The sequence below is a fragment of the Rheinheimera sp. KL1 genome, assembly GCF_001275035.1.
In the GTDB taxonomy this organism is placed as follows: Bacteria; Pseudomonadota; Gammaproteobacteria; order Enterobacterales; family Alteromonadaceae; genus Pararheinheimera; species Pararheinheimera tangshanensis.
The window spans coordinates 44,324-69,290 of record NZ_LAMX01000005.1 but is presented as its reverse complement, the minus strand read 5'-3'; the positions used below and the strand labels follow the sequence as shown (position 1 = coordinate 69,290).

At 47.7% G+C, this 24,967-nt stretch carries 23 protein-coding genes and 1 pseudogene; 14 read left to right on the top strand and 10 right to left on the bottom strand.

The genetic code is table 11. The annotated features are described in order from the left end of the window. Positions 1-35: 35 nt before the first annotated feature. A complete protein-coding gene (locus WH43_RS02020) occupies positions 36-1,034 on the top strand; it encodes a LacI family DNA-binding transcriptional regulator (RefSeq protein ID WP_053422994.1) in 999 nt (332 codons plus the stop codon). 35 nt (positions 1,035-1,069) lie between these two features. On the opposite strand, the gene WH43_RS02015 is transcribed toward WH43_RS02020, so the two are convergent. From WH43_RS02015 to WH43_RS02005, 3 genes are read right to left on the bottom strand one after another with little or no spacing between them, the layout of a single operon-like run. Next, on the bottom strand, positions 1,070-1,873 hold the full coding sequence (locus WH43_RS02015; protein WP_053422993.1) for a DUF4198 domain-containing protein: 804 nt from the start codon (positions 1,871-1,873) through the stop codon (positions 1,070-1,072). A 4-nt stretch (positions 1,874-1,877) separates the two neighbouring features. Beyond that, positions 1,878-2,372, bottom strand: a complete 495-nt coding sequence (locus WH43_RS02010; protein WP_053422992.1) for a DUF2271 domain-containing protein — start codon at positions 2,370-2,372, stop codon at positions 1,878-1,880. Positions 2,373-2,421: 49 nt separating this feature from the next. After that, entirely contained in the window at positions 2,422-3,030 is a 609-nt protein-coding gene (locus tag WH43_RS02005; RefSeq protein ID WP_229670509.1) for a PepSY-associated TM helix domain-containing protein, read from the bottom strand. Positions 3,031-3,299: 269 nt separating this feature from the next. On the opposite strand from WH43_RS02005, the gene WH43_RS02000 reads away from it, so the two are divergent. From WH43_RS02000 to WH43_RS01985, 5 genes and pseudogenes are all read left to right on the top strand, one after another. Beyond that, complete coding sequence (locus tag WH43_RS02000) at positions 3,300-5,738, top strand: TonB-dependent receptor domain-containing protein (RefSeq protein WP_053422990.1); 2,439 nt, start codon at positions 3,300-3,302, stop codon at positions 5,736-5,738. Between the two features lie 140 nt (positions 5,739-5,878). Then, positions 5,879-6,223 (top strand): annotated as a pseudogene (locus WH43_RS21165) (SMP-30/gluconolactonase/LRE family protein); the annotation flags it as partial. A 131-nt stretch (positions 6,224-6,354) separates the two neighbouring features. Continuing rightward, positions 6,355-6,876, top strand: coding sequence for an SMP-30/gluconolactonase/LRE family protein (locus WH43_RS20205; RefSeq protein ID WP_502694027.1), 522 nt, complete (start codon positions 6,355-6,357; stop codon positions 6,874-6,876). A 90-nt stretch (positions 6,877-6,966) separates the two neighbouring features. Then, positions 6,967-7,650 (top strand): response regulator transcription factor, encoded by a 684-nt coding sequence (locus tag WH43_RS01990; protein WP_082335640.1) that lies wholly within the window; start codon positions 6,967-6,969, stop codon positions 7,648-7,650. A gap of 2 nt (positions 7,651-7,652) precedes the next feature. Continuing rightward, positions 7,653-9,098, top strand: coding sequence for a sensor histidine kinase (locus tag WH43_RS01985; RefSeq protein WP_053422989.1), 1,446 nt, complete (start codon positions 7,653-7,655; stop codon positions 9,096-9,098). 11 nt (positions 9,099-9,109) lie between these two features. Here the strand turns inward: WH43_RS01985 and WH43_RS01980 are convergent, their stop codons facing one another. Together WH43_RS01980 and WH43_RS01975 are read right to left on the bottom strand one after the other, a co-directional pair. After that, positions 9,110-10,459: a hypothetical protein gene (locus tag WH43_RS01980; protein ID WP_053422988.1), complete on the bottom strand. Its 1,350-nt coding sequence runs from the start codon at positions 10,457-10,459 to the stop codon at positions 9,110-9,112. Between the two features lie 119 nt (positions 10,460-10,578). Next, a complete protein-coding gene (locus tag WH43_RS01975) occupies positions 10,579-10,983 on the bottom strand; it encodes an Ig-like domain-containing protein (protein ID WP_053422987.1) in 405 nt (134 codons plus the stop codon). 171 nt (positions 10,984-11,154) lie between these two features. Between WH43_RS01975 and WH43_RS01970 the strand changes: the two genes are divergently transcribed. Continuing rightward, positions 11,155-11,472: a DUF1840 domain-containing protein gene (locus WH43_RS01970; RefSeq protein ID WP_053422986.1), complete on the top strand. Its 318-nt coding sequence runs from the start codon at positions 11,155-11,157 to the stop codon at positions 11,470-11,472. Positions 11,473-11,640: 168 nt separating this feature from the next. Here the strand turns inward: WH43_RS01970 and WH43_RS01965 are convergent, their stop codons facing one another. Both WH43_RS01965 and WH43_RS01960 read right to left on the bottom strand, forming a co-directional pair. Next, entirely contained in the window at positions 11,641-12,045 is a 405-nt protein-coding gene (locus tag WH43_RS01965) for a VOC family protein (RefSeq protein ID WP_053422985.1), read from the bottom strand. A gap of 108 nt (positions 12,046-12,153) precedes the next feature. Then, complete coding sequence (locus WH43_RS01960) at positions 12,154-14,757, bottom strand: CHASE domain-containing protein (RefSeq protein WP_286049402.1); 2,604 nt, start codon at positions 14,755-14,757, stop codon at positions 12,154-12,156. A gap of 191 nt (positions 14,758-14,948) precedes the next feature. Between WH43_RS01960 and WH43_RS01955 the strand changes: the two genes are divergently transcribed. Both WH43_RS01955 and WH43_RS01950 read left to right on the top strand, forming a co-directional pair. Beyond that, positions 14,949-16,892, top strand: a complete 1,944-nt coding sequence (locus tag WH43_RS01955; protein ID WP_053422983.1) for a DNA topoisomerase III — start codon at positions 14,949-14,951, stop codon at positions 16,890-16,892. Between the two features lie 83 nt (positions 16,893-16,975). Beyond that, positions 16,976-17,743, top strand: a complete 768-nt coding sequence (locus tag WH43_RS01950) for a peptidylprolyl isomerase (RefSeq protein WP_053422982.1) — start codon at positions 16,976-16,978, stop codon at positions 17,741-17,743. 73 nt (positions 17,744-17,816) lie between these two features. Here the strand turns inward: WH43_RS01950 and WH43_RS01945 are convergent, their stop codons facing one another. Together WH43_RS01945 and WH43_RS01940 are read right to left on the bottom strand one after the other, a co-directional pair. Continuing rightward, positions 17,817-18,452, bottom strand: a complete 636-nt coding sequence (locus WH43_RS01945) for a GntR family transcriptional regulator (RefSeq protein ID WP_053422981.1) — start codon at positions 18,450-18,452, stop codon at positions 17,817-17,819. Position 18,453: 1 nt separating this feature from the next. Beyond that, positions 18,454-19,623: a benzoate/H(+) symporter BenE family transporter gene (locus tag WH43_RS01940; RefSeq protein ID WP_053422980.1), complete on the bottom strand. Its 1,170-nt coding sequence runs from the start codon at positions 19,621-19,623 to the stop codon at positions 18,454-18,456. A 172-nt stretch (positions 19,624-19,795) separates the two neighbouring features. On the opposite strand from WH43_RS01940, the gene WH43_RS01935 reads away from it, so the two are divergent. The 4 genes from WH43_RS01935 (at position 19,796) to WH43_RS01920 (ending at position 23,438) form a co-directional block, all read left to right on the top strand. Next, positions 19,796-20,086, top strand: a complete 291-nt coding sequence (locus WH43_RS01935) for a response regulator transcription factor (protein WP_053422979.1) — start codon at positions 19,796-19,798, stop codon at positions 20,084-20,086. An 85-nt stretch (positions 20,087-20,171) separates the two neighbouring features. Continuing rightward, positions 20,172-20,915, top strand: a complete 744-nt coding sequence (locus WH43_RS01930) for a YaiO family outer membrane beta-barrel protein (protein ID WP_082335638.1) — start codon at positions 20,172-20,174, stop codon at positions 20,913-20,915. After that, positions 20,896-21,972 (top strand): HEAT repeat domain-containing protein, encoded by a 1,077-nt coding sequence (locus tag WH43_RS01925; protein ID WP_053422977.1) that lies wholly within the window; start codon positions 20,896-20,898, stop codon positions 21,970-21,972. Before WH43_RS01930 ends, WH43_RS01925 begins: the two co-directional genes overlap by 20 nt. Continuing rightward, positions 21,972-23,438 carry a glycosyltransferase family 2 protein gene (locus WH43_RS01920; RefSeq protein ID WP_082335637.1) on the top strand — a complete coding sequence of 489 codons (1,467 nt, stop codon included), beginning with the start codon at positions 21,972-21,974 and terminating at the stop codon, positions 23,436-23,438. The genes WH43_RS01925 and WH43_RS01920 overlap by 1 nt, the downstream gene beginning before the upstream one ends. A gap of 1 nt (position 23,439) precedes the next feature. Here the strand turns inward: WH43_RS01920 and WH43_RS21030 are convergent, their stop codons facing one another. Then, positions 23,440-23,646: a cysteine-rich CWC family protein gene (locus WH43_RS21030; protein WP_053422976.1), complete on the bottom strand. Its 207-nt coding sequence runs from the start codon at positions 23,644-23,646 to the stop codon at positions 23,440-23,442. A gap of 127 nt (positions 23,647-23,773) precedes the next feature. On the opposite strand from WH43_RS21030, the gene purT reads away from it, so the two are divergent. Then, positions 23,774-24,958 carry a formate-dependent phosphoribosylglycinamide formyltransferase gene (gene purT / locus WH43_RS01910; protein WP_053422975.1) on the top strand — a complete coding sequence of 395 codons (1,185 nt, stop codon included), beginning with the start codon at positions 23,774-23,776 and terminating at the stop codon, positions 24,956-24,958. Positions 24,959-24,967 lie beyond the last annotated feature (9 nt).

Below are 24,967 nucleotides of genomic sequence, written 5' to 3'. Positions count from 1 at the left end.
ATTTTCTTCGACTCAATAAGAAGTGACAGCACTATATGGCGACCATTTACGACGTTTCTCAGCTTGCAGGTGTATCTCTGGCGACAGTTTCCAGGGTGATGAACAAAAACACTAATGTCAGCGAAAAGACTAAACAAAAAGTATTAGCCGCTATGGCCGAATTAGGTTACAGACCTAACACTTTTGCTCAGTCTTTGGCGTCGAATTGCTCGAATAGTGTCGGCGTGCTGGTTTCGCAACTGGATGGTCCATATTACGGTCCTATGATGGCGGAAATTGAAGCTGCACTGCGCTCTGATAACCGCCATGTCATTATCGCTGTGGGCCACAGTGATGCGGCTCAGGAAATTGACAGCGTTGAGTTTTTACTGAGTAAAGGCTGCGATGCATTGATCCTAGACGTCGAAGCTATCTCCGATGACTACCTGATTAAACTCAGTCAAAGTTCCACTCCTATAGTGCTGATCAACAGATACATAGCTGAAATCAGCGACTGCTGTATTTATCTGAATAACGAACTGGGTGGTTATATGGCCACACGGCATCTGATTGATTTGGGACACCGCGATATCGCCTATATTTCAGGCCCTGCGAAAAAACACGATGCGACAGAACGTCTTGAAGGCCATAAAAGAGCTTTGGCAGAAGTGGGAGTGTCTTTTGATCCTGCTTTGTGTTTTGAAGGTGATTACAAAGAAGACAGTGGCGTGGAAGGAATGAACTACCTGTTCAGCCAAAACAAAACATTCACCGCCGTTGTTTGTGCGAACGATCAGATGGTATCCGGTGCTATTTCGGTCTGTCTGGAACGAGGCATGAAAATACCGCAAGACTTATCTTTTGTCGGTTACGACAATATTCCTTTTGCCCGTTATGTGTCACCTAAGCTGACCACAGTGAATAACCCTATTCATGAAATGGGCAAAATGGCCGCTTTGTGGTTACTGAAGAACCTCTACAAACATGATATTGAAGTGGAAAACGTATTTGAGCCAGAACTAGTGGTACGTAATTCCGCTATCCGTAAAGGGTAAAGCAGCCTCCGCCTGATACGGAGGCTGTGTCTGGCTTAAGGTAAAGCCGCTTCTAACGTTAAAGTTAAGCCTTCACGGATTTGGTCGGCTAATTCAGATTCAGCTTTGGCTGAATAGGAGGCTTCAATCAGAAATACACCAGCTTCAACAGGCGTATAAGTAAACTGGCCAGTGGCATCGGTTTTATGCTGCACTCTGCCTGCTTCATCGCGATAACGCTCACCTTCGTAGGACACTTCCAGTTCAACACCAGCTTGCGCCTTACCATTCACTAAAAAGGTAAAAGTAACAGGCTCGCCTGCGACTATGTCAGCTGGGTGCACAGAGCTTTTAAATTCTAAACCTTCGTTTTTCAGTGCCAGCACTTCTGAGGTTGGTTTGTTCACTGTGATAAAAGTGACTGAACGACTGCGGCTTTGACTGGTCACTACATCGGTGGCATTGGCCGGTAGCTCTTTAGCTCGGGTCTTTTTATCCGCCATGATGCGCTTGCGCTCATCACCTACTTTGTACATAGTACCGAAACGTACAGGACCACCTAATTCCAGTTTGTAGGTACCTTCAGCATTTAACTGTGCATCGACCTGAGACTTACGTTTGCCCTGGTATTTATGCTCAATAGCCTGCTTTTTACCCTCTGGCGTATACAAAGATACGTTATCAACCGGGATACCTTTGTCAGCCACAAAAGTCATATTGGCAGCACTGACATCAGCCGATACCCAGCTGCCGGTTTTAGACAAGACAAAATGACTGGGTACAACCCATAAAGTATGAGCAATAGCCGGAGCGCTGATTGCAGCTGCAATCACGAATGATGCCAGAATAGATTTTTTCATTGGATTAGTTTCCCTGTGCTGAAGTAAGTTGAATTTTGCCCAGCTCTTTGCTGGCTTTTATTTCGATCTGAACGCTGCTGCCGTCCCATGTGAATGCTTGTTTCGCCAGATTACGGCCGCCTTGTTCACGGGCCGCTTCAACAAAAAGTACATAAGTGCCAGCAGCAACTGCTTTGCCTTGTTCGTCTTTACCATCCCAACGCACTTTGTAGCTGCCTGGCCCTTTGGTAGCGCCAGTTTTTGCATCTACTAATTGAGGTTCACTGCGGCCGAGTTTGCGCCAGAAACGACGTAAGTCTTTAATCCAGTCTGGTTTTTCCAGCCAGGCTTCGATTAGGCGCACGGGTTGCTGCTGCTCGTTTTCAATCCATACCGCCACATAAGGTCTGTGATACGTGCCGGTATCAATTTTTGGCAGTTCGACCTGAATTTCCAGTTCCTGCTGTGCCATGGCAGAGCCGCAACACAACAGCAACGCAGCGACTAAATACTTGTACATACAATTCCCTCTTAGTGAAACGACTATAAATCGGTGAAACAACTCTAAATTAATGAAACGACGCTATATAAGCTAATAAAGCCAACACCACACCAGCGACTGCTGTGGCATTACCAAAATCTCTTCTATTCGGCTGACGCCACAATAAATAAAAGCCCGACAAGGCAAATAACAGACAAAATACAGCGGTAATATCAATCAACCATTTCCAGCTACTACCGGCGTAACGGCCTTTATGTAAGTCGTTGGCCAAGGCCAGATAACCAGCAAATTCTGCATCTAATTCAGCGCTGCGCTCAGCTAAATCAATCACCACTGCGGCATAGCCTGCAGGACGTTTAAAGTCGATTTCCAGCAGTTCATCTTCAGGTGAAAAATTCAGGTTGTAACCGCCCTGTAACTGATATTCCTGCTTTAACCAGTCGACATACAAAGCAATAGCGGCTTGCTGCTGATCCTCGGGCAGGTTCAGTAAATCCGGCAATTGTTCCGGCAGCTCCAACTGCAGTTGCTGACTGGTTTTACCCAAACTACTGCTGATTTCAGGGTGATTTAAAGTGATGCCTGTGATGGCAAAAAATAACAACAGCAACAACACCAACATAGCGCTGTAGGTATGTAACCAACGCATCCAACGAGCTAAAGCTGAACTCTTCACAGTACCCCCTAAAAAACAGCTGTCATGCTACTGAGAATTGTTCTTATTTGCAAGGTTTTCGCAACTAGCTGATTTAGATGCTTATTGATTTTTACTGTCATCAGCCTTTTAACGCGACAATTGCTAGTGCAAATAGTTCGCAATTGCTATTGATCTTCTAATGAGAATCACTATCATTGTCGGCCATTGGAATTTATTAACTTATCTTTACAAATCGAGGTCAGATTTTATCCGCGTTGCGATGATCTGTTCGAACAACAGGAGTGTTTATGTTCAAGTCCCGTCCGGCCAAACTGGTGTTAGCCACCCAGCTCGCTTTAGGTCTGATAGCTACAGTCCAGGCTGAAGATGCAGCAGCTGTTAACGATGAGTCTATAGAGCGCATTGTGGTTACGGCTTCAGGTTTTGAACAAAAGCTGGTTGATGCTCCTGCCAGTATTTCCGTTATTACAGCAGAAGAGCTGCGTACCCGCCCATATACGACTTTACTGGATGCAGTACGCGATCTGGAAGGGGTCGATATTGGTGAAACCCGCGATAAAACAGGTCAGGGCACGATCAGTATGCGTGGCATGGGATCGGATTACACTTTAATCCTGGTCGACGGTAAACGTCAGAATAACCATGGTGATATTTACCCAAATAACTTTGGTGGTAACCAGTTCGGTCATATGCCACCTCTGGATACGATAGAACGTATTGAAGTGATACGTGGCCCTGCGTCTACTTTGTATGGTGCCGACGCTTTGGGTGGCGTGATCAATATCATCACCAAAAAAGTCACTAACGAGTGGGCTGGCTCAGTCAGCCATAGCCGCACAGCGCAAACAGATGACAGCTTTGGTGAAGAGATCACCACCGACTTCAACGTGATGGGCCCTTTGATCCCTGGTGTGCTTGGCATGTCGATTCGTGGTAGTGAATACAACCGTATGGCATCTACTCCGGAATATGCTGACGTAGTGTATCCAAATGGTGAAGTCCGTAGCCGTTCATTAGGTTTTGGTGCTGGCGGTAAAACCGTAGATAACGACAGCACAGTCTTAGGTGCTCGTCTGAGCTGGACTCCTGCTGAGAATCAGGCCGTCTGGTTTGATATCGACACTTCGACCCAAGAATACGATAACAGCCCTGTAATTAACGATGATGGCAGTCGTGAATACCCTGTAGGCACAGTCGACAATATAGATAGTATCTGGGCCGCAGGTAATTTCTGTAAAGGCTTTGTACCAACCTCTGGTGGCAACCAACAGCAAAAATGTACTGCTGGTGGTGGTACCTGGGCACGCCGCGCTAACCCACAAGTCGGCTACAGCCCAACTCAGGAATTTAGCCGTGATACCTGGTCATTAAGTCACGAAGGCAAATGGGATCTGGGCAACAGTTTTGTGTCTTTATCTTATGTCGACACCCAAAACCATGGCCGTACTTTACCTTTTACTTTGGCAGAACGTGCGCAGTTACTGACGATGATTGATGCCACCGGAGCTTATGCGGGCCTGAGCGTCGACGAGCGTAAAGCCATAGCTAAAGAGACGTTCCTGCCTCGTGCTCAACGTAAAATGGCCAGTAACCAATATACTCTGGATGCCAAAATGGATATGCCATTTGAACTGGCAGGCCAACACAAAGCTGTATTTGGTACGCAAGTGATCCGTGGTGAGCTGGAAGACGGTGTATTTGGTATGGAAAGCGGCACTCCTGGCGGCGTGCAGGAACACAATATGTGGTCCGTATTTGCGGAAGACACCTGGGACGCTACTCAGGCATTTGCCATCACTGCAGGTTTACGTCGTGACGACCATGAGATATTTGGCAGTGAAATGAGCCCACGTCTGTATGGTGTTTATACATTAACAGAACAGTGGACTATTAAAGGTGGCGTCAGCACAGGCTTTAAAACACCAAAAACAACTCAGTTGTATGACGGTGTCGTAGGCTTTGGTGGTCAGGGTACATCCCCTATGTTTGGTAACCCGGAGCTGGAACCGGAAACCAGCACCTCGACTGAAATTGCGGCTTACTGGGAACACCCTGACAACCACAACTTCAATGTCACCATTTTCAACAATGAATTTGACGATAAAATTGCTTCTCAGCCTTGTGGTGCTGCCACTGCACTGGTGTGCAGCAGTACAGGTGAATACGCCGATTTGGGGTATGCCACCAGTACAAAAACCGTCAATATCGACAGTGTGACTATTAAAGGTGCCGAAGTAGCAGGGCGCTGGCAGATTATCGATAACGTCGCTTTCCGTGCTAACTACACCTACACAGACAGCGAACAGAAAAGTGGAGCCAACAAAGGCCAGCCTCTGACCAACACAGCCAAACATATGGCGAACCTGACCATAGACTGGAATGCGACCGATGAGTTAAAAGTCTTCCTGACGTCAGAAATCCGCACCAAACGTTTCCGCGCCTGGGATACAGTTAAGAATGCACCGCTGAATTACAAAGCTTATGACGTGTACCACTTAGGTGCCAGCTATGCAGCCAGCGATTCAGTCACTTTTACTGCGCGGATCAACAACTTATTTGATCAGGACTTCACCACTTACGATTTAGCCTTTGTCGAGTGTGACAGCGGTACCAGTTGTATTCTGGATGCGAATGGCGCAAATGGCTATCAGGCCAGTTATGTCGACCATTTCAATAACAAAGACAAAGCCCGTAACTTATGGATGAGTGTTAACGTAAGCTTCTAAGCTTGTTGTAACGCCAGCCTTTGAACAAACCGCAGATTAATTCTGCGGTTTTTTATGTCTGTGCCAGTGCCTTGGTTGCGCTAACAATGCTACATTGTTTGAAACATGAATAGCTTTCCAATACAACTAAGGTGACAAGGATGCGACATAGTGCAGCGCTGCTTTTATTTACATCATCTCTGGCTTTGGCCAATCCATCTCCAATTCCGGCCAATCCGGTAGAGCAATTAAAACCTGAACTGAGTCAGGTTGTTGCTGCAGACGCTCAGCTGGAAATACTGGCTGAAGGTTTTCGCTGGGCTGAAGGCCCTGTGGCTGAACCTAAAACCGGAGATATTTTATTTTCCGATGTGCCTGATAATAAAGTTTGGCGCTGGAATAGCAAAGACGGTTTAACTTTGTATCTGAGCCCTTCTGGCCATACAGGTTTTATCGACGAACCTTCTATTAAAGAAGGTTCTAACGGTTTGATTTTCAACCAAAAAGGTCAGCTGGTGCTGGCGCAGCATGGCGACAGACGTTTAGCTGTATTAACCTCAGTCAGCGCAACAGGGCCACAGTATCAAAGCCTGACGACCAGCTATCAGGCAAGTTGTTTAACAGCCCAAATGATCTGGTGCAGCACAGCAATGGCAGCTACCTCTTTACTGATCCGCCTTATGGCCTCAAAGACGCGGATGACTCCAAGCAAAAGCAGCTGGCTTTTAATGGCGTGTATTGGCTCAAAGGTGGCGATGTCACGCTGGTGACTGATCAACTAACCCGACCTAATGGTTTGGCTTTATCACCGGATGAAAAGTGGTTGTATGTCGCTAACTCAGACCCACAAGCGGCGCAGTGGTGGAAATATCCTTTATCTGCAGATGGCGCTGTAGGCGAAGGTCAGCTGTTTTTTGACGCAACTGCATGGGTTAAAAGCAAACCTGGTTTACCTGATGGCTTAAAAGTATTGCCTTCAGGCCATTTGCTGGCAACAGGCCCTGGTGGTGTGTTGGTGTTTAGTGCCCAAGGCGAACATCTGGGCACTATTCAAACCGGTGTTGCTGCCGCCAATGTGGCTTTAAGTCTGGATATACAGTATTTGTACATCACGGCTTCCAACTATTTATTGCGGATTAAACTAAAAGCTGCCGTTTGAGCATCGGCTAATGTATAGAAATGTAAAGCTGCTCTATTACTGAGCAGCTTAAGGTTAAACTGCGGCCAACAGAATCCGGAGTGCAAGCCTTTGAACCCTTTATTGCTGATTGATGATGACCAGGAACTCACCTCGATGTTAAGTACTTACTTACAGCGCGAGGGTTTTGTCGTGCAGGTAGCCAATAACAGTCAGCTCGGTTTGCGACAGGCCATTTCTGGTCAGTATGAACTCCTGGTGCTGGATGTGATGATGCCAGGCTTAGATGGCATATCGCTGCTGCGCCAAATACGTCAGCATTCCACAGTACCTGTCATTATGTTAACCGCCAAAGGAGATGACATAGACAAAGTGCTGGGCCTGGAATTGGGGGCAGATGATTATGTCGCTAAACCTTGCTTACCCCGCGAATTAGTGGCGCGAATTCGGGCTATTTTACGCCGCGTGCAACAACAGCAGGACGAACCTACCGAAGTAAAAGTCGGGCCTTTAACGCTGGAACCCGGTTCACGTAAGGCCTGGGTCCACGGTCAGCCAATTCAGTTAACTGGTGCTGAGTTTAGTGTGCTCTGGGTGTTGGCTTGTCAGGCGGGGCGATTAGTCAGCAAAGCTGAGTTATCGTTGCAGGCTTTAGGTAAAACCCTAACCCAATACGACCGCAGTCTGGACGTACATATCAGTAATATCCGGCAAAAACTCGGTAAAAGGCAAGATGAGCAAGCCTGGATTGAAGCTGTGCGTGGCAAAGGTTACCAACTGATACACAGATACTAATCATGGGGCAGGTATTCTGGAAGTTCTTAGTCGCTTTTTGGGCTGCGTTGATCCTGGCTGGCACTTTAGTCTGGACCGTCAATGAAGTGAGTCGTGCGGCAGACGATGAGCCCAGGCCTGTCTGGATAGGGCCACAACTGCGTCTGGTGTTAGGTTCAGCTCAACTGATGGTAGACTCAGGCGGCATTCAATTGCTCGGCGATGTATTACAGCGCTGGGAAGACGACCCTATGTCCCGCGACAAAATTCTGCTGCTCAATGACAAGGGTAAAGATTATCTACAGCGTGAGGTGCCGCCAAACTGGGCCGAATTACTCAAAGAGCAACCTGACTACAAAGTAGAGGATAAATCCGGGCAAAGCTGGTTTTTATTCGCTGTGCCGCGCCATGAGTTTTTATTGGATTGGTTACGTAGCGGCAGAGGCATGTTGGCCAATAAGCCTGCTGCGCCTCCTCTTTCTGAATCACCTGACTTTGATGACAAAGGCCCGCCTCCTCCAATGCATGGTATGGCGGGGAAAACTGCTATGCCTATGCCTCCAGTCTGGTTTCATCCGGCATTTTTACTGGCTGCTATTTTGCTCACCAGCTTATTTGTCAGTTTATGGTTGGCCTGGTACTTTGCATCGCCAGTGCGACAATTAAAACGAGCTTTAGAGTCATTGGCCTCTGACCGATGGCTGACACAACTGGGTCCTAAAGTCACAGGGCGGCATGATGAATTTGGCGCTGTGGCCCGCAGTTTTAACGACATGGCCAAAAGTGTCGAGCAAGCGATCAGTGGTCAGCGCCGTTTATTACATGATGTCTCTCACGAATTCCGCTCACCTTTAGCCCGCTTACAAATTTTAGTTGGGCTGGCGCGGCAAACCCCTTCGGAAAGCGCTATGGTACTGGATAAAGTTGAAGCCGAAACCCAGAAACTCAACGCCTTAGTCGAAGAAATTCTGACCTACTCACGACTGGAAAGTGGTGCCGCTGCAGTAAAGTTACAGCAAGTCGATCTGTTGGAGTTACTGGAATCCGTGGCTGAAGATGGCCGGCTTGAGGCCTTGTCGCAGCAAAAACAACTACGGGTGAAAGCGGAAACTGCCAGACAGATACAGGCCGACCCGGATTTATTGTACCGGGCGCTGGAAAACCTGATCCGCAATGCCATCAAATTTACCCCGCCCAATACAGAAGTGACAGTGGAGCTGATACAGCTAGAACAGCTGGTGCAGATCCGCATTTCTGATCAGGGAACTGGTGTGGCACACGATGATTTAGCCAAGCTTTTTACGCCTTTTTTCCGCGCTCAAAGCAAAAAAGACGGGGTAGGTTTAGGCTTAAGTATTGCCAAAAGAGCAGTGGAAAGTTGTGGTGGAGAGTTAAAGCTGCATAACCTCTATGCAGCTTCGGGTATTGTCTGTGGTTTTCAGGCGGTGATTAGTTTACCGCTTGACTGATCTCATGTTCATCAAGGTATTGTCACTGTCAGGGTAAAGGTTTCTCCATTTGGAACTCGTAACGTGATAGTCGCAGCATCTTCTGAGATACCACCTGTTACTGTAATCGGCAGACTGCATTGACCAAATCTGTTTGTTCTTCTCTCTGAGCTACCGTTGCAGTTACCTACACTTACTGCCAAGCCCCCATCATTTTCTATGATTGTCACAGTTGAATCAAAGCTTGTATAAGGCAGAGGTACTGAGCCTGCATCTTGCAGTCGCAGATTTAAAGTTGTGCTGCCGCTAATACTGTTGCTACCCGAGTCACTGATTATGCTTGCAGGCCTGATAGAACTGAAACACATCTGATTATCTATAGTGGTTGCACTGTTACCGCTGGTTTCTGCAACAACCCAAACCTGTGCAGAGCCGACAGGCTCGAAACGTCGTTCAAGTGATGTATCTACGCAACCAGCATGTATACTGTTCACGTTTGCGGGGTAAGTCAGATAAAAGCTGGCGGCTCCATCCCTGACCACAGTCTGACCGCTGACTGGTTCTGCTTTAGCAGGGTCTACGCCTGAAACCTGAGCACCTAATAGCGATGCACCCACTATGTATTCAAGTCCGGTGGCTGAGTTTTGAAAGGCTTTATTCACTGGCAGCACCGAGCTTTGAGTGGGTGACGTAGCAACAAAGCGACTTTTATCGGCAGCCAGAGCATCAAGTATCAGTACCCGATCCTGAGCTTCAATAAAACGAGAAGCATTGTTCCGGGTAATATTTGCACTTTGAAACAATGCGTTGCTTAAATCAGTCAGCAAGGTAGCCCCTACAGTTGTTGAAGCATTACCATCAACCACTGTACTTCCAAAACCATAATTAATCTGTGGTGCCCGGTTTGATAGCAGCACGCTATCAATGACGCCTAAATTAATCACAGTACCATCAGCGACTGGATTGCCATAACGATCGGTCACCAATAATCCACCTTGTCTTCTATAGGTGCCATTTCCCATATTCTGAATAGCAGCTTCGACAGGGTAGCTAAATACAATTGAATGGACAGGGCCTGAGGCGATACTCAGCGTTGAACTGGTTGCCTGAATGGTTGGATTATAGTCTTTACCGCTGTTGTCTAAGGCTTCTGCTTTTAGTTCAATAACTCCAGGCAATTGGCCTGAGCTTAAGGTTAAGGTTGCAACACCGTTATTGGTCGCCACCTCTACGCTTTTGTTATGCTGAATCAACTGCCCTGAGGCCTGAGTACCAAAGAGTAATTCACCACCATTAGGCTGAGTCACAAAACTCACCCGCACATTGTTTATGCCAGCAGGAGCATCCTGCGCAGCACCGCCTGTAGAGGTCAGTAAACGCACCGTAATAGTACTGCTTTCCGTTTGGCCTACACCAGCAACATAAATAGCGCGCTCACTGGCTGTAATACTGATGCTGGCAGGTACAGGCCGTTCTGGTTCTGGCGCAGTTCCGGTAATAGTTATTGTTGAAGTAGCTGCACGCCATTGACATAAATAGTCACAGTTGCAGTGCCTGAGCTTTGGCCGGGAAATAAACGCACCGCAGCCACGCCATTGCCTGGGTCATTGGAGCCGCCACGGCCCGTTTCAGCTGTTGTGCGGGTTATAACTTCTGTTGCACTAAAGCTGCCTAAGTCGGTACTGAACTGGACTGTAGCATTGCGTAACAGCTCGCCGTTCGCGTCTCTGACCGTAGCGGAAATGGTGCTGAAACGTTCAGGAAAACCTATATCCAGACTGGCCGTGCTGGCACTGACAGCAACAGCAGTGGCATCTTCAGTTTTATCTGAACCCCCACAGGCGGTTAAAAATAGCAGAGAAAAAATAACATACAGACCAGACAAAACACGTGGCAACACTGTCATACACTATCCTTGTAACCAGATCGTTAGCTTATGTAAAATTTGCAAATTTATTGAATTCTAAAGAGGTAGGAGCCTTTTGTATAGGCTCTGCCAGAGCATCACGGTATTCGCTTGTGCTTTATAGCCGAACAGCGCATGCTGAGGTTTCATTTCTCCGGAAGTCAGATAGTTATGTTAATTACTTTTAAATCTGTAGCCGCAGCGCCAGTGCCAATGTTTGGTCATGTTGCTTTGCAACTGTTAGAGTTGATGGGCCGTTTGCCTAAAGCGCCAGGCGCTTTATTTGCGGAAGACGTAGCCGAAGCTTTAGCTGTGTTGCAACAAGGTTTAACCGAATTGGAAGCCCGTGAGCAGGCAGAACTGCCTGAGCATTCTGCAGACAAAGATCAGGACAAACCCAATGCGATTCCGCTTAAACACCGCGCCGTGCCGTTAATTGCATTAATGCAGGCGGCTATACGTGAGCAAAAAGGCGTGAGTTGGGAGTAACCCTTTCCTCGTCGGGCCAAAACCTTTAGTACTTGAACGCTGAGGCAGGGATAGGTTATCGCCTTATGCTCTAAAACCCTTGGTTCTTGAAGCTGCAGCTTTGTTGACTGCGGCCGTGAGCCTAGCTGCAACTGCAATTACTTTGGGCTGGTGTAGGGATTTTGTGGTTTAGCCCGCCACTGCGGCCGGGTCCATCCAGAAAAACTCCCAGATATGGCCATCTAAATCCAACACTGAGCGGCCATACATAAAACCTAAATCCTGTTTTGCATTGATGTCGGCGGTACCACCGGCTTTATCCGCCGCAGCACAGACCTGATCCACTGCTTCTTTATCATCACAACTCAACGCCAGCATCACTTCGCTGCTGCCTGAATCTGGTATTGGTCTTTGAGTAAAACTCTGCCATTTGGCGTGCGTGAGTAACATAACAAAAATATGCTCGCTCCAGACCATACAAGCTGCGGTGTTATCGCTGAACTGCATATTCTGGCTAAAACCCAGCGCCTGATAAAATTCGATTGCAGCAGTTAAGTTGCTGCAGGGTAAATTGACAAAAAGCATTTTGGCCATAAGCCCTCCTGTTGCTGTGTAATGGATTTATGATTCACACAGCTTAGTCGGACCGGGGGGATGAGTATCGACAACACCACGAAATTTCTTTTTTAAGCCCGCTTGTCTCTACTCAGGCCGCTGAGTTTTTTCGTGTCGATTGAATTGTGGGTAGTAAGGAAAAATCAGGCTAAAGCAGGTACCTTTACCGAGCTCTGATTCAAAGTCGATACTGCCTTGCATCATCTCCACCAGTGTTTTACTAATATTTAAACCTAAGCCTGATCCCTGATTGCTGCGACTGTCTGAGCTGTCGGCCTGAGCGAATTTCTGAAAAATCTTGCTTCTGAAGGATTCGGCTATGCCTGCACCCTGATCTGTCACCTGGATCACCAACTGCTGTTGTGTTAACTGATAACTTAAAGTGACGACCGAATGAATGGGCGAAAATTTAATGGCATTAGAGATTAAATTCGACAGAATTTGCAGCAAGCGGAATTTGTCCTGATACAAATAAACAGGCTTGGTATCTGATGGCACAACTAAATCCAGTCGTACTAAATATTTATCAGCATAAGCCTGATTTTGCTCTTTGGCTTCCTGCAATAAAGCCAGCACTTCAACCTCTGAAGGCTGCAGCTTTAACTGGCCAAATTCCAGCTTTTCTATATCCAGAATATCGTTGACCAGACGGGCCAAACGGTCGGTATTCGTTTTGGCTATTTGCACCAGTTGCTGCGCTTGTGGGGGTAATTCGCCCACTACACCTCCAGCTAATAAGCCTAAAGAGCCATTTATAGAGGTCAACGGAGTACGCAGTTCGTGACTGACTGTAGAGATAAACTCGCTTTTCATCCGGTCAATTTTTTTGCGTTCACGCAGGTCATGTAGCATCAGGGTGTATAAATGTTTATCTGCAACATCAACCCGGCTTAACCCCATTTCCAGCGGTATTTGCTGACCATCTTCGCTCAGCCCCGTGATCTCCACTGTGTGGCCTACCCACAAGTTCAACTGGTCGATAGTTAAGGGTTGTAGTAGCTGGTGATTTTTATGTTCGGGTAAATACGCCAGTAACTTGCTGACGGGCTGACGCAACAACGCAGGCATTGTGTAGCCAAACAACAAGGAGGTTTCTTTATTAACACGCTCTATGATGCCCTGCTGATCCACTATGATGATGGACTCTACTGCGTTATCAAGAATCGAACTTAACTCTTTAGTACGCTGTGCTATTAAGTGCTCAATACGGGCTGAGCGGCCGGTCAGAACCAACAGAAATATGCCTAATAAACTGCACAACACCAATCCACCACTCAGCACATACCAGCTTTGATGGCCAGAACTTGCAGCCAGTATTTTGGGGCCTGGGACCAGCTGTAACTCCATGGTCCGGCCGGCATAAGACCAGAAATTAACCCAGTTCAGCCAACTGGCACCTGATGAAGCTACTGGTGTCCCGTAGTAAAAATCTCCCGTTCCTAAATCTTTAATCTGTAACTGGAATTCTGAATTGTCATACTGGCTTAAGCTAGTTTGTATCAGCACCTTTGTCGAAAAAATACCACAGACAAAACCACGTAGTTGTTGTCTGCGCTCGGCCAGAGTTTTAGGCTCTGTACCATGTTGATACACAGGAATGAAAAACAGCACTGCATCATCCCCATTCACCAGCTTGACCGGGGCTGTCATACTGATATCACCCAGATCTCTGGCGTAGTCCATGGCCTCTTTGCGTTTAGCTTCAGCGCTTAAATCCAGGCCAATTAAATGGCGGTCGCCCGCTGCTGATGCCATATAGCGGATAATACTGTAGTTGGGTCTGAGCGCGGCAGGTCTTACTCCGGGCGTGGCATATTCCAGAAAAGGGAACTCAGATTCAAGTTCAAGCCGCCTGGCATGGCTGACTTGTTCGACCCAATCAAAATACAAGACACCAGACTCCTGCCAAGGATAATTACGCAGAAACTGCTGAAACATTGCCTCTGTAATTTCAGGTTGTGTTGCAAATAAACGCTCGAGCGACTGCATTTTTTGCAGAACTTTGCTGACCCGGAACTGAAGGGTGGCATTGATTTGGTCTGCCTGGTCAAAAAAACGTTGCTGCTGAGAGTCCTGATATTGAAAACGGGCGCGAATAGACAATGCGATTACCAAAATAGCACACACCAGCAAAGGCAAACCAACGGTCAGCCAGCGCGACCGCCATAAAGCCCTGGGTCTGGCAAACAACATAAAAGTTAAAGGCAGAAAGATCATCACGCCCAACATGTCACCTATCCACCAGGTCAGCCAATTCTGTTGGATATTGTCGACACTGAGTAAATTACCCTGCAGTAAAACCGCAGTAGATAAACCTGAGCTGACCAGGCAAGCAACAGGGCCTGCCAGAATAAATAAACCAATGATGCTGCGTTCGTGGGTCAGTGCGGTGTGAAAGTCAGCAAAACGTCGAACAGACCAGACGGCTACAGCGACAGTGAGCACAGTGATAGCCGCCATGCTAAAACAGTGCCTTAGTTGCTCCTGCCATAAGCTGCTGTCCGGCCAATCGCCGATGCTGAACACTAATACAAAAGAGCCAATGAAAGCGCCAAACAGCATGGAGTACCCCCACAGCAGAGTGGCTGCGATGGCAATACCAATAGAAGGAAACACTGCGGTGGCCAGACCCGGAGCTATGGCCTGTATCAAGGCAAGATATCCAAACGAAAAGTAACCAACAGCCAGCAAGAGGCTACGGATTAAGGCGGTACTGAAGGCTGAAAGAGAGATCAAAACTGACAATTCACCTGACTTGACTCCGGTCTGTACCGGCAAAGTTCTAGCTTACTCCGTGCCCATAAGAAAACAAATGCTCCGGTCTTTGCTTTTTGGTAAAAATTACGGTTAAATTAACTGTGTTTTCATACAGTGATTTGCCAATGAGATTGTATATTGCCGAAAAGCCCAGTATGGCCCGAGCTATCGCCGACGCCTTTGGCTCACATCAAAAACAGCAGGGGTATCTGCAGTTAGCCAATGGCGATAAAGTCAGCTGGTGTCTCGGCCATTTGTTGGAGCAGGCCGAACCTGAAGCCTATGATCCAAGCTTTAAAAGCTGGCGACTGGAGCATTTACCTATAGTGCCAGACCAATGGAAGCTGGTGGCCAAAACACAAAGCAAAGCCCAACTGAAAATTCTGACTCAACTGATTAAAGAGGCGACTGAACTGGTGCATGCTGGCGATCCGGACAGGGAGGGCCAGTTGCTGGTGGATGAGGTGCTGCAACACAGTAAAATCAGTCAAACTAAACTGAAGCAAACCAAAAGGTTGTTGCTGAACGATTTAACTCCTGCCGCTGTGCGTCTGGCCTTACAGCAGTTAAAGCAGAATTCTGAGTTTGCGCCTTTGTCGCAAAGTGCTCTGGCGCGAAGTCGGGCAGATTGGCTGTATGGTATTAACTTAACCCGGGCTTATACCTTACATGGCCAGAGGCAAGGTTATCAGGGCGTGTTATCTGTAGGGCGCGTGCAAACTCCGGTTCTGGGCTTAGTAGTGCAGCGTGATTTGCAGATCGAGAACTTCGTCAGTCGTGATTTTTATCAGGTCAAAGCGCATTTAACCGGAGCCGACTGGCCTTTTACTGCCATCTGGCAACCCAGTGAGGCTTGTGCGCCTTATCAGGATGAAGAAGGCCGGATATTGAGTCGCGAACTGGCAGAACTGGTGCAACGTAAAACCAGCCATCAAGTCGCTGTAGTAGAGCACGTGCAACAACTGCCGAAAAAACAGTATGCGCCTTTACCTTTTAGCTTGTCAGCTTTACAAATTGAAGCCGCAAAACTTTATGGCATGACAGCACAGCAAGTGCTGGATACCTGTCAGCAATTGTATGAACGCCATCAATTGATTACTTACCCTCGTTCGGATTGCCGGCATTTACCAGAGCAGCAATTTAGCCAATCTGCTGCTGTTTGTCGCGCTGTAGTGGCCAATAGCCCACAACTTGCAGAGATGCAACTGCAAGCGAATCTGAGTCTTCGTAGCAAAGCCTGGGATGACAGCAAAATTACCGCTCACCACGCTATTATTCCAACCGACAAGGCATTGAAATCAGCCAGCCTGAATAGCAGTGAAGCCAAGCTCTACTGGCTGATCGCCCGCCAGTTTTTATGGCAGTTTTTCCCACCCTTTTGTTATCTGGAGCAGCAGGCGCTGCTGAAAATTGCCGGAGGTTTATTTAAAGCTCAGGCTCGTTTGGTGCAGTCTTTGGGCTGGAAAGCTTTTTATAAGGCCAGTCAGAAAGAGGAGCAAGACGAGGATACTGATGAGCAACAAAGTTTGCCGCCTTTAACCCAAGGTCAAGAGTTACAGTCAGGCCAGTCGGAGTTAATGTCGAAACAAACCCAGCCGCCGGCTTATTTCACTGATGCGACTTTATTGGCGGCCATGACAGGGATCAGCCGTTTTGTCACTGACCCGGAATTAAAACGTATCTTAAAAGAAACCGCAGGTTTAGGCACTGAAGCGACCCGGGCTGGTATTCTGGAGCTGTTATTTAAGCGCGGTTATTTGCAGCGTCAGGGTAAACAAATTCGGGCCAGCCAGCTCGGGCGTGTTTTTATTCAAAGCTTGCCACAACGTATCACAGCACCGGATTTAACGGCGTTATGGGAAGCTCAGCTGGAGCAAATTTGTCATCAGCAACAAGACTATCCAGAGTTTATGGCGCAGTTGCAGCCAGAAATTATCAACCTAGTGCAACAGGCCCGGGTGTCCGCTGATATCGCCAAAACGGCCCCTCAACAAAAACATGCGTATAAGAAGAAAAGACGCTTTGCGGCAGCGGGAGCAACAAGCAAAAAGGTTAATAAAGTTACTTAGTTCGTTACCAATTGTAATGCAGCTGGATTGAGTTCCGGTTCTTCGATTAAAGTCTGGTCACTTTAAAATCAGAGAGCCATACCATGTTGAAAAAATCTGTACTTGCGGCGACTTTTACCGCTGCTTTAGCGGTCAGCCATAACGCCGCCGCTACTATTGTTTTGGTAGAAACCAATATGGGTGATTTTGAAATCAACCTGTTTGACCAAACCACCCCAAAAACTGTGACTAACTTCCTGACTTATGTCAGAGATGGTGCGTATAACAACTCTGTCATTCACCGATCATTAAAAGACTTTGTGATTCAAGGCGGCGGCAAGCGCTACAGCGGCAATAACTCTGCACCTTTTACCGATATTCCGGCACGTGGCCCGGTTGATAATGAACCCAAATTATCGAATGTACGTGGCACTGTGGCTATGGCAAAAATAAACAACAGTCCGAACAGCGCTACTACGAATTGGTATGTGAATATCAAAGATAACTCTGCAAACCTGGACAAAGACAATGGTGGTTATACGGTGTTTGGGGTAGTGACAGGAACAGGCATGTCTATTGTTGACAGTATCAATACTCTGTATGTACCAGGAGGCGCTTTTAGAGAAGCCCCGCTGCGTAATTACAGCCTGACGGATTGGACGAATAAGGTACCGGTAACAGCCAGTAATCTGGTAACTATTGAACGTATGACCATTATCGATGACAGCCCAACTACAGCGGCCAACCTGAATCCCAAGCCAAATACGCTGATAGGTCAGGTGACTGACAGTGGTTCAAGCAGTGGTTCAATGGGTCCTGCTTTATTACTGGTTTTGGCTGGTTTCGCCTTCTGGCGTCGTCCTAAGGTTTAACCCCTTCGTACTTGAAGTTGCAGCTCAGTTGACTGCGTGCTCTGGCTGCAACATCCATTACCTTGGGTAAAAACTATTTGGTTAATACACGCAGGTGAGCCACTAACAACTCACCAGCCTGCTGAATATGCTGCTGTAGTAAAGCTATGGCAGCCTCCAGTTGCTGAGCTCTTAATAACTCCAGCAGTTGCCAGTGTTCCTGATGGCTGGTATCTGCGTAATTCATGCTGATTTCCTGGAAACCTAAATAACGTTCCACTTGCTGGTGCAGGCTGTGCAGTAAACGCAGTAAATGTGGTGACTGGCTGGCCTGATACAACATCAGGTGAAACTGCCAATTAAGTGCGCCTCTGTCCGCTGCAGATAAATGCTGATCCTGCTCAATTCTTTGCAATAAATCTTCAGCCTGGCCTAGCAGGCTAAAACTGAGCTGGGGAAAAGCACGGCGTAGTGCCATAGGCTCCAGTTGCAAGCGGATTTGGTATAACTCTTCAGCTTCCGCTGCTGTCAAAGGCGGCACCATTAAACTGGCTTTACCTGCCATCACCACTAAAGCTTCAGCTTTAAGTTGCTGTAATGCATCCCGCACCGGAATACGACTGACCTGGTAATGCTCTGATAACTTTTGCTGATTCAGCACCGCACCCGCAGGCCAGATACCCTGACGAATATCCTGCTTTAACTGCTGATATAAACTGGCTTTGGTCATCTCAGGCCGCCTGCTTTTTTGGGAGTTTAAGTGCCAGTACACAGAGTAACCCAGCCACTAAACCCCAAAAGGCTGAAGCTATACCAAAAAAACTGACGCCTGAGACTGTCACCAGTAAGGTGATTACCGCTGCTTCTCTGTCGGGCCCTGCTTGTGTGGTCAAGGCTAAATTCGTGCCTATAGTGCCAAGCAAAGCCAGGCCAGCTAAAGCTGTGACTAAAGTGGTGGGAAAGGCAGCAAATAAAGCCACAACAGCAGCGCCTGCCAAGCCTGTTAGCAAATAAAAAATACCGGCAGCCACACCTGCGCTGTATCTTTTTGCTGGATCGGCATGGGCTTCAGGGCTGGCACAAATAGCGGCAGTAATAGCGGCTAAGTTAATAGAGAATGCCCCTAGTGGCGCCAGCACTATAGTAGTAAAAGCGCTGGTATTGATCAGGGGTGATACCGGCAGGTTGTACCCGCTGCTTTTAAACACCGCTAAACCCGGAATATTTTGCGAAGTTAAAGTGACAATAAAAAGTGGTAAGCCCACGCCAATTAATGCACTGATGGACCACTCTGGCCAAATCCAGACTGGTGCTGGCCAGTCAAAATGCACCTGCGCCAGGCTCAATTGGTCTTGCAGACTGGCATAAAGCACCGCCACCAGCAACACCAGTGGAATAGCGTAACGGGGCTGATACTGTTTGCTGATCAGGTAAGTGACACACATCAAACCCACCAGCCACAAGTCTTGCTGCAAAGAGGTAAATATCGACAAACCAAAATTAAATAAAATACCAGCCAGCATGGCGGAGGCAATTTGTAGCGGAATTTTATCGCTGAGTTTTTCAAACCAACCTGTCAGGCCCAGCACTAAACTTAAAGCTGCAGCGAAGATAAATACACCTACGGCCTCGGCTAAGCTCAGGCCTTGCAAGCTACTGACTAAAAGTGCGGCTCCGGGCGTGGACCAGGCGGTTAAGACTGGGGCTTTAAAATACAGAGACAAACCAATGCAAGTCAGGCCCATACCCAAACCTAAGGCCAAAATCCAGGAGGCCATCACGGCCTGATCGGCGCCAGCCGCAGCGGCCGCCTGAAATACAATAGCCACTGAACTGGCAAAGCCCACCAAGACAGCCACAAAACCAGCAGCTATGGCCGATACGCTAAAGTCGCGCCACATCGAAGTTCACCTGATACATAATTTTTGAATACATTAATTTAATTTGTATACAAAATCCAGTTGCTAACCCTGGTTTGTTAGCCGCAATTGTCTTTTTTTTCTCTACAGCTTGAACAAGCGGGGGAATTAGCTTAAGAAAGGAACCAGAGACAGCCAGATCTATGGAGTATGAATGGGCGCTAAAACTGTATTGCTGGTTGAGGATGATGAGCTGATTGGCAAATTGTTAGTTTTTATTCTGCAACGTGATGGTTATCAGGTGGAATGGCTGAAAGATGGTCAGCAGGCGCAGGAGTTGGTGTTATCCGGTCGCGATTTTAGTGCTGTGGTACTGGATTTAATGCTGCCATTTTTTGATGGCTTATTTTTGCTGGAGTTAATTCGCAATCAGGCAGCCATGGCTAGTGTTCCAGTGCTGATTCTGACGTCTAAAATGGGCGAAGACGATATAGCGCTAGCCTGAAAAAAGGTGCAGATGATTATTTAGTGAAGCCCTTTCAGCCGCCTGAGCTCAGTGCCCGTTTACGTCGTCTGATAGGGAAACAAGGATGATGAAAAGCTTAGTTTTAGGGCTGGTTACTCTAGCGCCTGTGTTTTGTGCGGCGACTGATAGTTATCAACTGGAAACCGGTGCTGGGTATGAACAGTTGTCGAATAGTTTTGCCGATGGCTCGTTTTATTATGCCGGATTACGCCATGCGACCACAGATTATGGCTGGGGAGCCCGCTGGCAGCGCAGTAAGCGTTTTGACTTAAAGGATCAGGAATGGCTGACGGATGGCTACTATAAAATCAGTGATAATCTGACCTGGTTGGGGCAAGCCGGTTACAGTCCGCAAAACAGAGTACGGCCTGAATTATCTATCGGTAATCAATTGGCCTGGCAATGGACTAAAGGTTGGGTGGTGACACCCGGAGTGTCGGTTGCCAATGATGACCAGCAGGACAGTCGCAGCTATAGCCTGATGAACGAACATTATCGGGGTTCATGGCGCTATGCCTATACCTTGTATCACTCCAGACCTGAAGACACAGGCTCAGCCAATACCCATCTCATTCAAGCCAGCTATTACTTTAACGATACGGATTCACTGACTGCTTTGCTGGTCAAAGGTAAAGAACTGGAACGTTTGCCAAACCGTGTATTGGTGATGGATGTCACTCGTATTGGCTTATTTGGTCAATTTTCTTTTACGACCGACTGGAGCTTGTTATACAACCTGAGCTGGTCTGAACAAGATGTGTTATACGAAAAAACCGAGGTGGGCTTAGGTGTCCGATACACACTCTGATGTGATAGTACAGTTGGTGTGGTACAGCAGCGCTGTGTTGTTACTGATGACACTGGCGCTGTTACTGTTGACGCTTTTTATGCATTACGAAAGGCGGCAGCGCGAAAAAAGCCGCCTGCAGGCCACTGAACAGTGGACTCCAATTCTGTTTTCCTGGATTTATTCACCGGAAGAAAATACGGGGCCTTTACCCCAGCTCAATGCGGAAGGTTTTGGTTTTGTGGTGCAATTATGGTTGCAGCTTGAACAAACGGTCCGCGGCAGTGCATCCAGTCGTTTGGCCGAACTGGCTCAGCGCTTACATCTGATCCCGGTAATGAAACAGTGGCTGCATGGTTACAGTACAGATAAAAAACTAACCGCCATTATGGCGCTTGGCATAGTGCAGGAGAAATCGGCTTTTGCTGAGCTGCTGCCTCATGTACTGGATAAACGAACGATTTTTTCTTTGGTGGCAGCCCGGGCTTTGTTGTCGATAGATGCCAAACTGGGTTTACCTGTCATTTTAAGTCAAATTTACCGGGACGATTGGTCTGTTAGCCGGGTCGCTGGTTTGTTGGTGCGTTTGCCTCACGACCTTATAGTCCGGTCTATTACAGAATGTGCCGAAAAAGCCACAGCCAAAGAGCTAAGGCGTTTAATTAAGCTGATGTATATTTTATCGCCCATCGACAGTCAGCCTTTGATCCAGCACGCTTTAGTGCATTACCCGGATGAAATGGAACTCTTGACCACAGCTTTTGCCTGCGCAGTATCTCCCGACTTATTGCCGTTGTTACGCCAGCAGGTTACTAACCCGCAATGGGAAGTTCGGGTACAGCTCGCTAAGGCATTAGCGCGGTTAGGCGATAGTTCTGATGCGCCTTTATTAGTAAAAATGCTGTCAGACCCTAACTGGTGGGTACGTTATCGTTCAGCACAAAGCCTGATTTCATTACCAGGCATTGACGATGCTCAGCTGCAACTCTGGCAACAACAACTGACAGACCCTTTTGCGCTGGCGATTTTGTTGCAAGTGAAAGAAGAACAACAACGTCAGCAACAAGGGAGAACCTGATGGCATATGACTGGTTACAGCAGTTCACAGAGCTGACGCATCAGTGGATACAACAACTGGATTTAGCGCCATGGCTGGTGCCTTTGCAATGGCTATTGGTGGGTTATTTTGTCTGTTTGTCAGTTGGTTATCTGACACTGAATTTAGTGGCTTTACTGGTGATGCGTAGCCATATTCAATCCGCTCGTACCGAATTGTTACCTGCCAGCTATGCCAGCTTTTTAACTCCCATTTCTGTGCTGGTGCCTGCCTACAATGAGCAGGAAACCATTGCCAGTTCAGTGTTGTCCTTATTACAACTGACTTATCCTGAGTACGAAGTGATCGTGATCAACGACGGCTCAAAAGATGACACCCTGCAGGTACTGAAAGACAGTTTTGCTTTGACTTTATCATCAGCCACTTGCCCTATTCGTTTACCTTGCCAACAAATTCGCGGTATTTATCAGTCCAGCCGTTACCCGAATTTAAAAGTAATAGACAAAGCCAATGGCGGTAAAGCCGATGCTTTAAATGCTGGCGTGAATTTATCGCGTTTTCCACTGTTTTGTGGTGTGGATGCCGACTCTATTTTGCAACGCGACAGTTTGCTACGCATTATCCGGCCTTTTCTGGAGGATCCGGACGCCATAGCCGCGGGAGGTACAGTACGTATCGCCAATGGCTGCCAGGTCAAAGATGGTTTGTTACTCAAAGCTGCCTTACCGAATAAACTATTGCCGCAATTGCAAATAGTAGAGTATCTGCGCGGTTTCTTGTTTGGACGGTTAGGCTGGTCGTCTTTAAATGCCTTATTAATCATCAGTGGTGCTTTTGGTTTGTTTAAAAAAGATCTGGTGATTGAAGTGGGTGGTTACCGGCATAAAACCATAGGCGAAGATATGGAGCTGGTAGTGCGGATGCATAAACATATGCGACTGCATAAACGAAAGTACCGCATTTATTTTATTCCTGACCCTGTCTGCTGGACTGAAGCACCGGAAGATTTAGCTACACTTGCGCAGCAGCGCGTGCGTTGGCAACGAGGTTTACTGGAAAGCTTAAGCGCTAATATGTCGTTATTATTCCATCCTAAATCCGGAGCTGTTGGCTGGCTGGCTTTTCCTTTTGCTTTGTTATTTGAGGCTCTGGGTCCGGCGCTGGAAGTCATGGGTTATTTATTTATGTTATTTACCTGGCTTGCCGGTTGGTTAGACCCGGCCGCTTTATTGGCCTTTTTAGTAGTGACCATAGGTTTTGGCATATTGATTTCTGTCGTGGCGCTGGTGTTGGAAGAAATGTCGTATCCGGTCTATCCGGGCGGGCGCAGCATCATGCGGTTGTTTTTCATGGCGGTGCTGGAAAATTTTGGCTATCGCCAACTGAATTCCTGGTGGCGGTTAAAAGGCTTGTGGCTTTGGGCGCGCAACAGCAAAAGCAGCTGGGGTACAATGAAACGTTCGGGCAAATGGCAAAACAGCAAATAAATCATGCAGGTGTAAACTGCTGCACCGATGTTGTGTGTTGTTGAAAACGCGCTAAGCAGTCTCTACAAATACAGCTGTTTTGATCCGGCGCCTGAGCCAAGAGCTCCGCCGGAAATTGCTGCGCCATACACCAACACTGGTTTTGTTCCGCAGTGCCAGCTTTGCATAAATTGTTTTGCTGGCATAAAGGGCATAATTGCTCTGACATAAAAACCTCGGTCTGGACAGTCTTTTACTATACCTCAGCAAGCCGATTCCGGCTGAAATCATTAAGTGTTCAGTGCTGATTTTTGGTATGCTCTTGGCCATTAAATTTCGCTGAGGAAGTGCAACGCATGAGCCAGATAGGAACCCCAGGCGCGGCCAACGCCACTAAAGTACTGCTATTGGGCAGCGGTGAGCTGGGCAAAGAAGTATGTATAGAACTCAAACGTCTTGGCTGCGAAGTGATAGCGGTTGACCGCTACGCCAATGCGCCTGCCATGCAGGTGGCGGACCGTTGTTACGTCATCTCCATGCTGGACGGCGCGGCTTTGCGTCAAATCGTGATCAAAGAAAAACCTGCTTTGATAGTGCCAGAGCTGGAAGCCATAGCCACCAGCACGCTGGTAGAGCTGGAGCTGCAGGGTTTTACCGTGATCCCAAGCGCTAAAGCTGCCAACTTAACCATGAACCGCGAAGGCATCCGCCGTTTAGCGGCAGAAGAGTTACAACTTCCTACTTCGCCTTTCCGTTTTGCCGATGACAAAGCCAGCTATTTAGCCGCTGTGGCGCATATTGGTTACCCTTGTGTGGTGAAACCTATTATGTCGTCCTCCGGCAAAGGCCAGTCTGTGCTGAAATCCGACGCCGATTTAGAAGCCGCCTGGGCTTATGCTCAGGAAGGTGGTCGAGCTGGTAAAGGCCGGGTGATAGTCGAAGGTTTTATCGACTTCGATTACGAAATCACTTTATTAACAGTGCGCTCTGTGTGCGGCACTCAGTACTGCGAACCAGTCGGTCATAGGCAGGAAAAAGGCGATTACCGCGAATCATGGCAGCCTCAGGCCATGTCAGCTGCAGCTTTAGAAAAAGCCCAGCATTACGCAGCTAAAGTAACTGAAGCTTTGGGTGGTTTTGGATTATTTGGCGTCGAGCTTTTTGTCAAAGGCGACGAAGTCTGGTTTAGTGAAGTATCACCCCGGCCACACGACACCGGCATGGTGACCATGATTTCACAAAACTACTCTGAATTTGCTTTGCATGCCCGCGCCATTTTAGGTTTGCCTATTCCGCTCATTCGCCAATACGGCCCGGCCGCTTCAGCTGTCTTACTGGTACCGGGTAACTCGCAGCACATCAGTTATGGCAACTTAGCTCAGGCGTTAATGCAACCCGACACCGACCTGAGACTCTTTGGTAAACCCGAAGTGCAAGGTGAACGCCGTATGGGGGTGGCCTTGGCTTTAGGCGACAATGTCGAACAGGCCAAACAAAAAGCACTGGATGTCATAGCCAAAATTAAAGTGGAGCTGCTGTAGGCTTTTTAA

Coding starts and splice junctions, on each gene's coding strand:
- WH43_RS02020 (WP_053422994.1), top strand. CDS start 36: ATGGCGACCATTTACGACGTTTCTCAGCTTGCAGGTGTATCTCTGGCG.
- WH43_RS02015 (WP_053422993.1), bottom strand. CDS start 1,873: ATGAAAAAATCTATTCTGGCATCATTCGTGATTGCAGCTGCAATCAGC.
- WH43_RS02010 (WP_053422992.1), bottom strand. CDS start 2,372: ATGTACAAGTATTTAGTCGCTGCGTTGCTGTTGTGTTGCGGCTCTGCC.
- WH43_RS02000 (WP_053422990.1), top strand. CDS start 3,300: ATGTTCAAGTCCCGTCCGGCCAAACTGGTGTTAGCCACCCAGCTCGCT.
- WH43_RS01985 (WP_053422989.1), top strand. CDS start 7,653: ATGGGGCAGGTATTCTGGAAGTTCTTAGTCGCTTTTTGGGCTGCGTTG.
- WH43_RS01975 (WP_053422987.1), bottom strand. CDS start 10,983: ATGACAGTGTTGCCACGTGTTTTGTCTGGTCTGTATGTTATTTTTTCT.
- WH43_RS01970 (WP_053422986.1), top strand. CDS start 11,155: ATGTTAATTACTTTTAAATCTGTAGCCGCAGCGCCAGTGCCAATGTTT.
- WH43_RS01965 (WP_053422985.1), bottom strand. CDS start 12,045: ATGGCCAAAATGCTTTTTGTCAATTTACCCTGCAGCAACTTAACTGCT.
- WH43_RS01955 (WP_053422983.1), top strand. CDS start 14,949: ATGAGATTGTATATTGCCGAAAAGCCCAGTATGGCCCGAGCTATCGCC.
- WH43_RS01950 (WP_053422982.1), top strand. CDS start 16,976: ATGTTGAAAAAATCTGTACTTGCGGCGACTTTTACCGCTGCTTTAGCG.
- WH43_RS01945 (WP_053422981.1), bottom strand. CDS start 18,452: ATGACCAAAGCCAGTTTATATCAGCAGTTAAAGCAGGATATTCGTCAG.
- WH43_RS01940 (WP_053422980.1), bottom strand. CDS start 19,623: ATGTGGCGCGACTTTAGCGTATCGGCCATAGCTGCTGGTTTTGTGGCT.
- WH43_RS01935 (WP_053422979.1), top strand. CDS start 19,796: ATGGGCGCTAAAACTGTATTGCTGGTTGAGGATGATGAGCTGATTGGC.
- WH43_RS01930 (WP_082335638.1), top strand. CDS start 20,172: ATGATGAAAAGCTTAGTTTTAGGGCTGGTTACTCTAGCGCCTGTGTTT.
- WH43_RS01920 (WP_082335637.1), top strand. CDS start 21,972: ATGGCATATGACTGGTTACAGCAGTTCACAGAGCTGACGCATCAGTGG.
- WH43_RS21030 (WP_053422976.1), bottom strand. CDS start 23,646: ATGTCAGAGCAATTATGCCCTTTATGCCAGCAAAACAATTTATGCAAA.
- purT (WP_053422975.1), top strand. CDS start 23,774: ATGAGCCAGATAGGAACCCCAGGCGCGGCCAACGCCACTAAAGTACTG.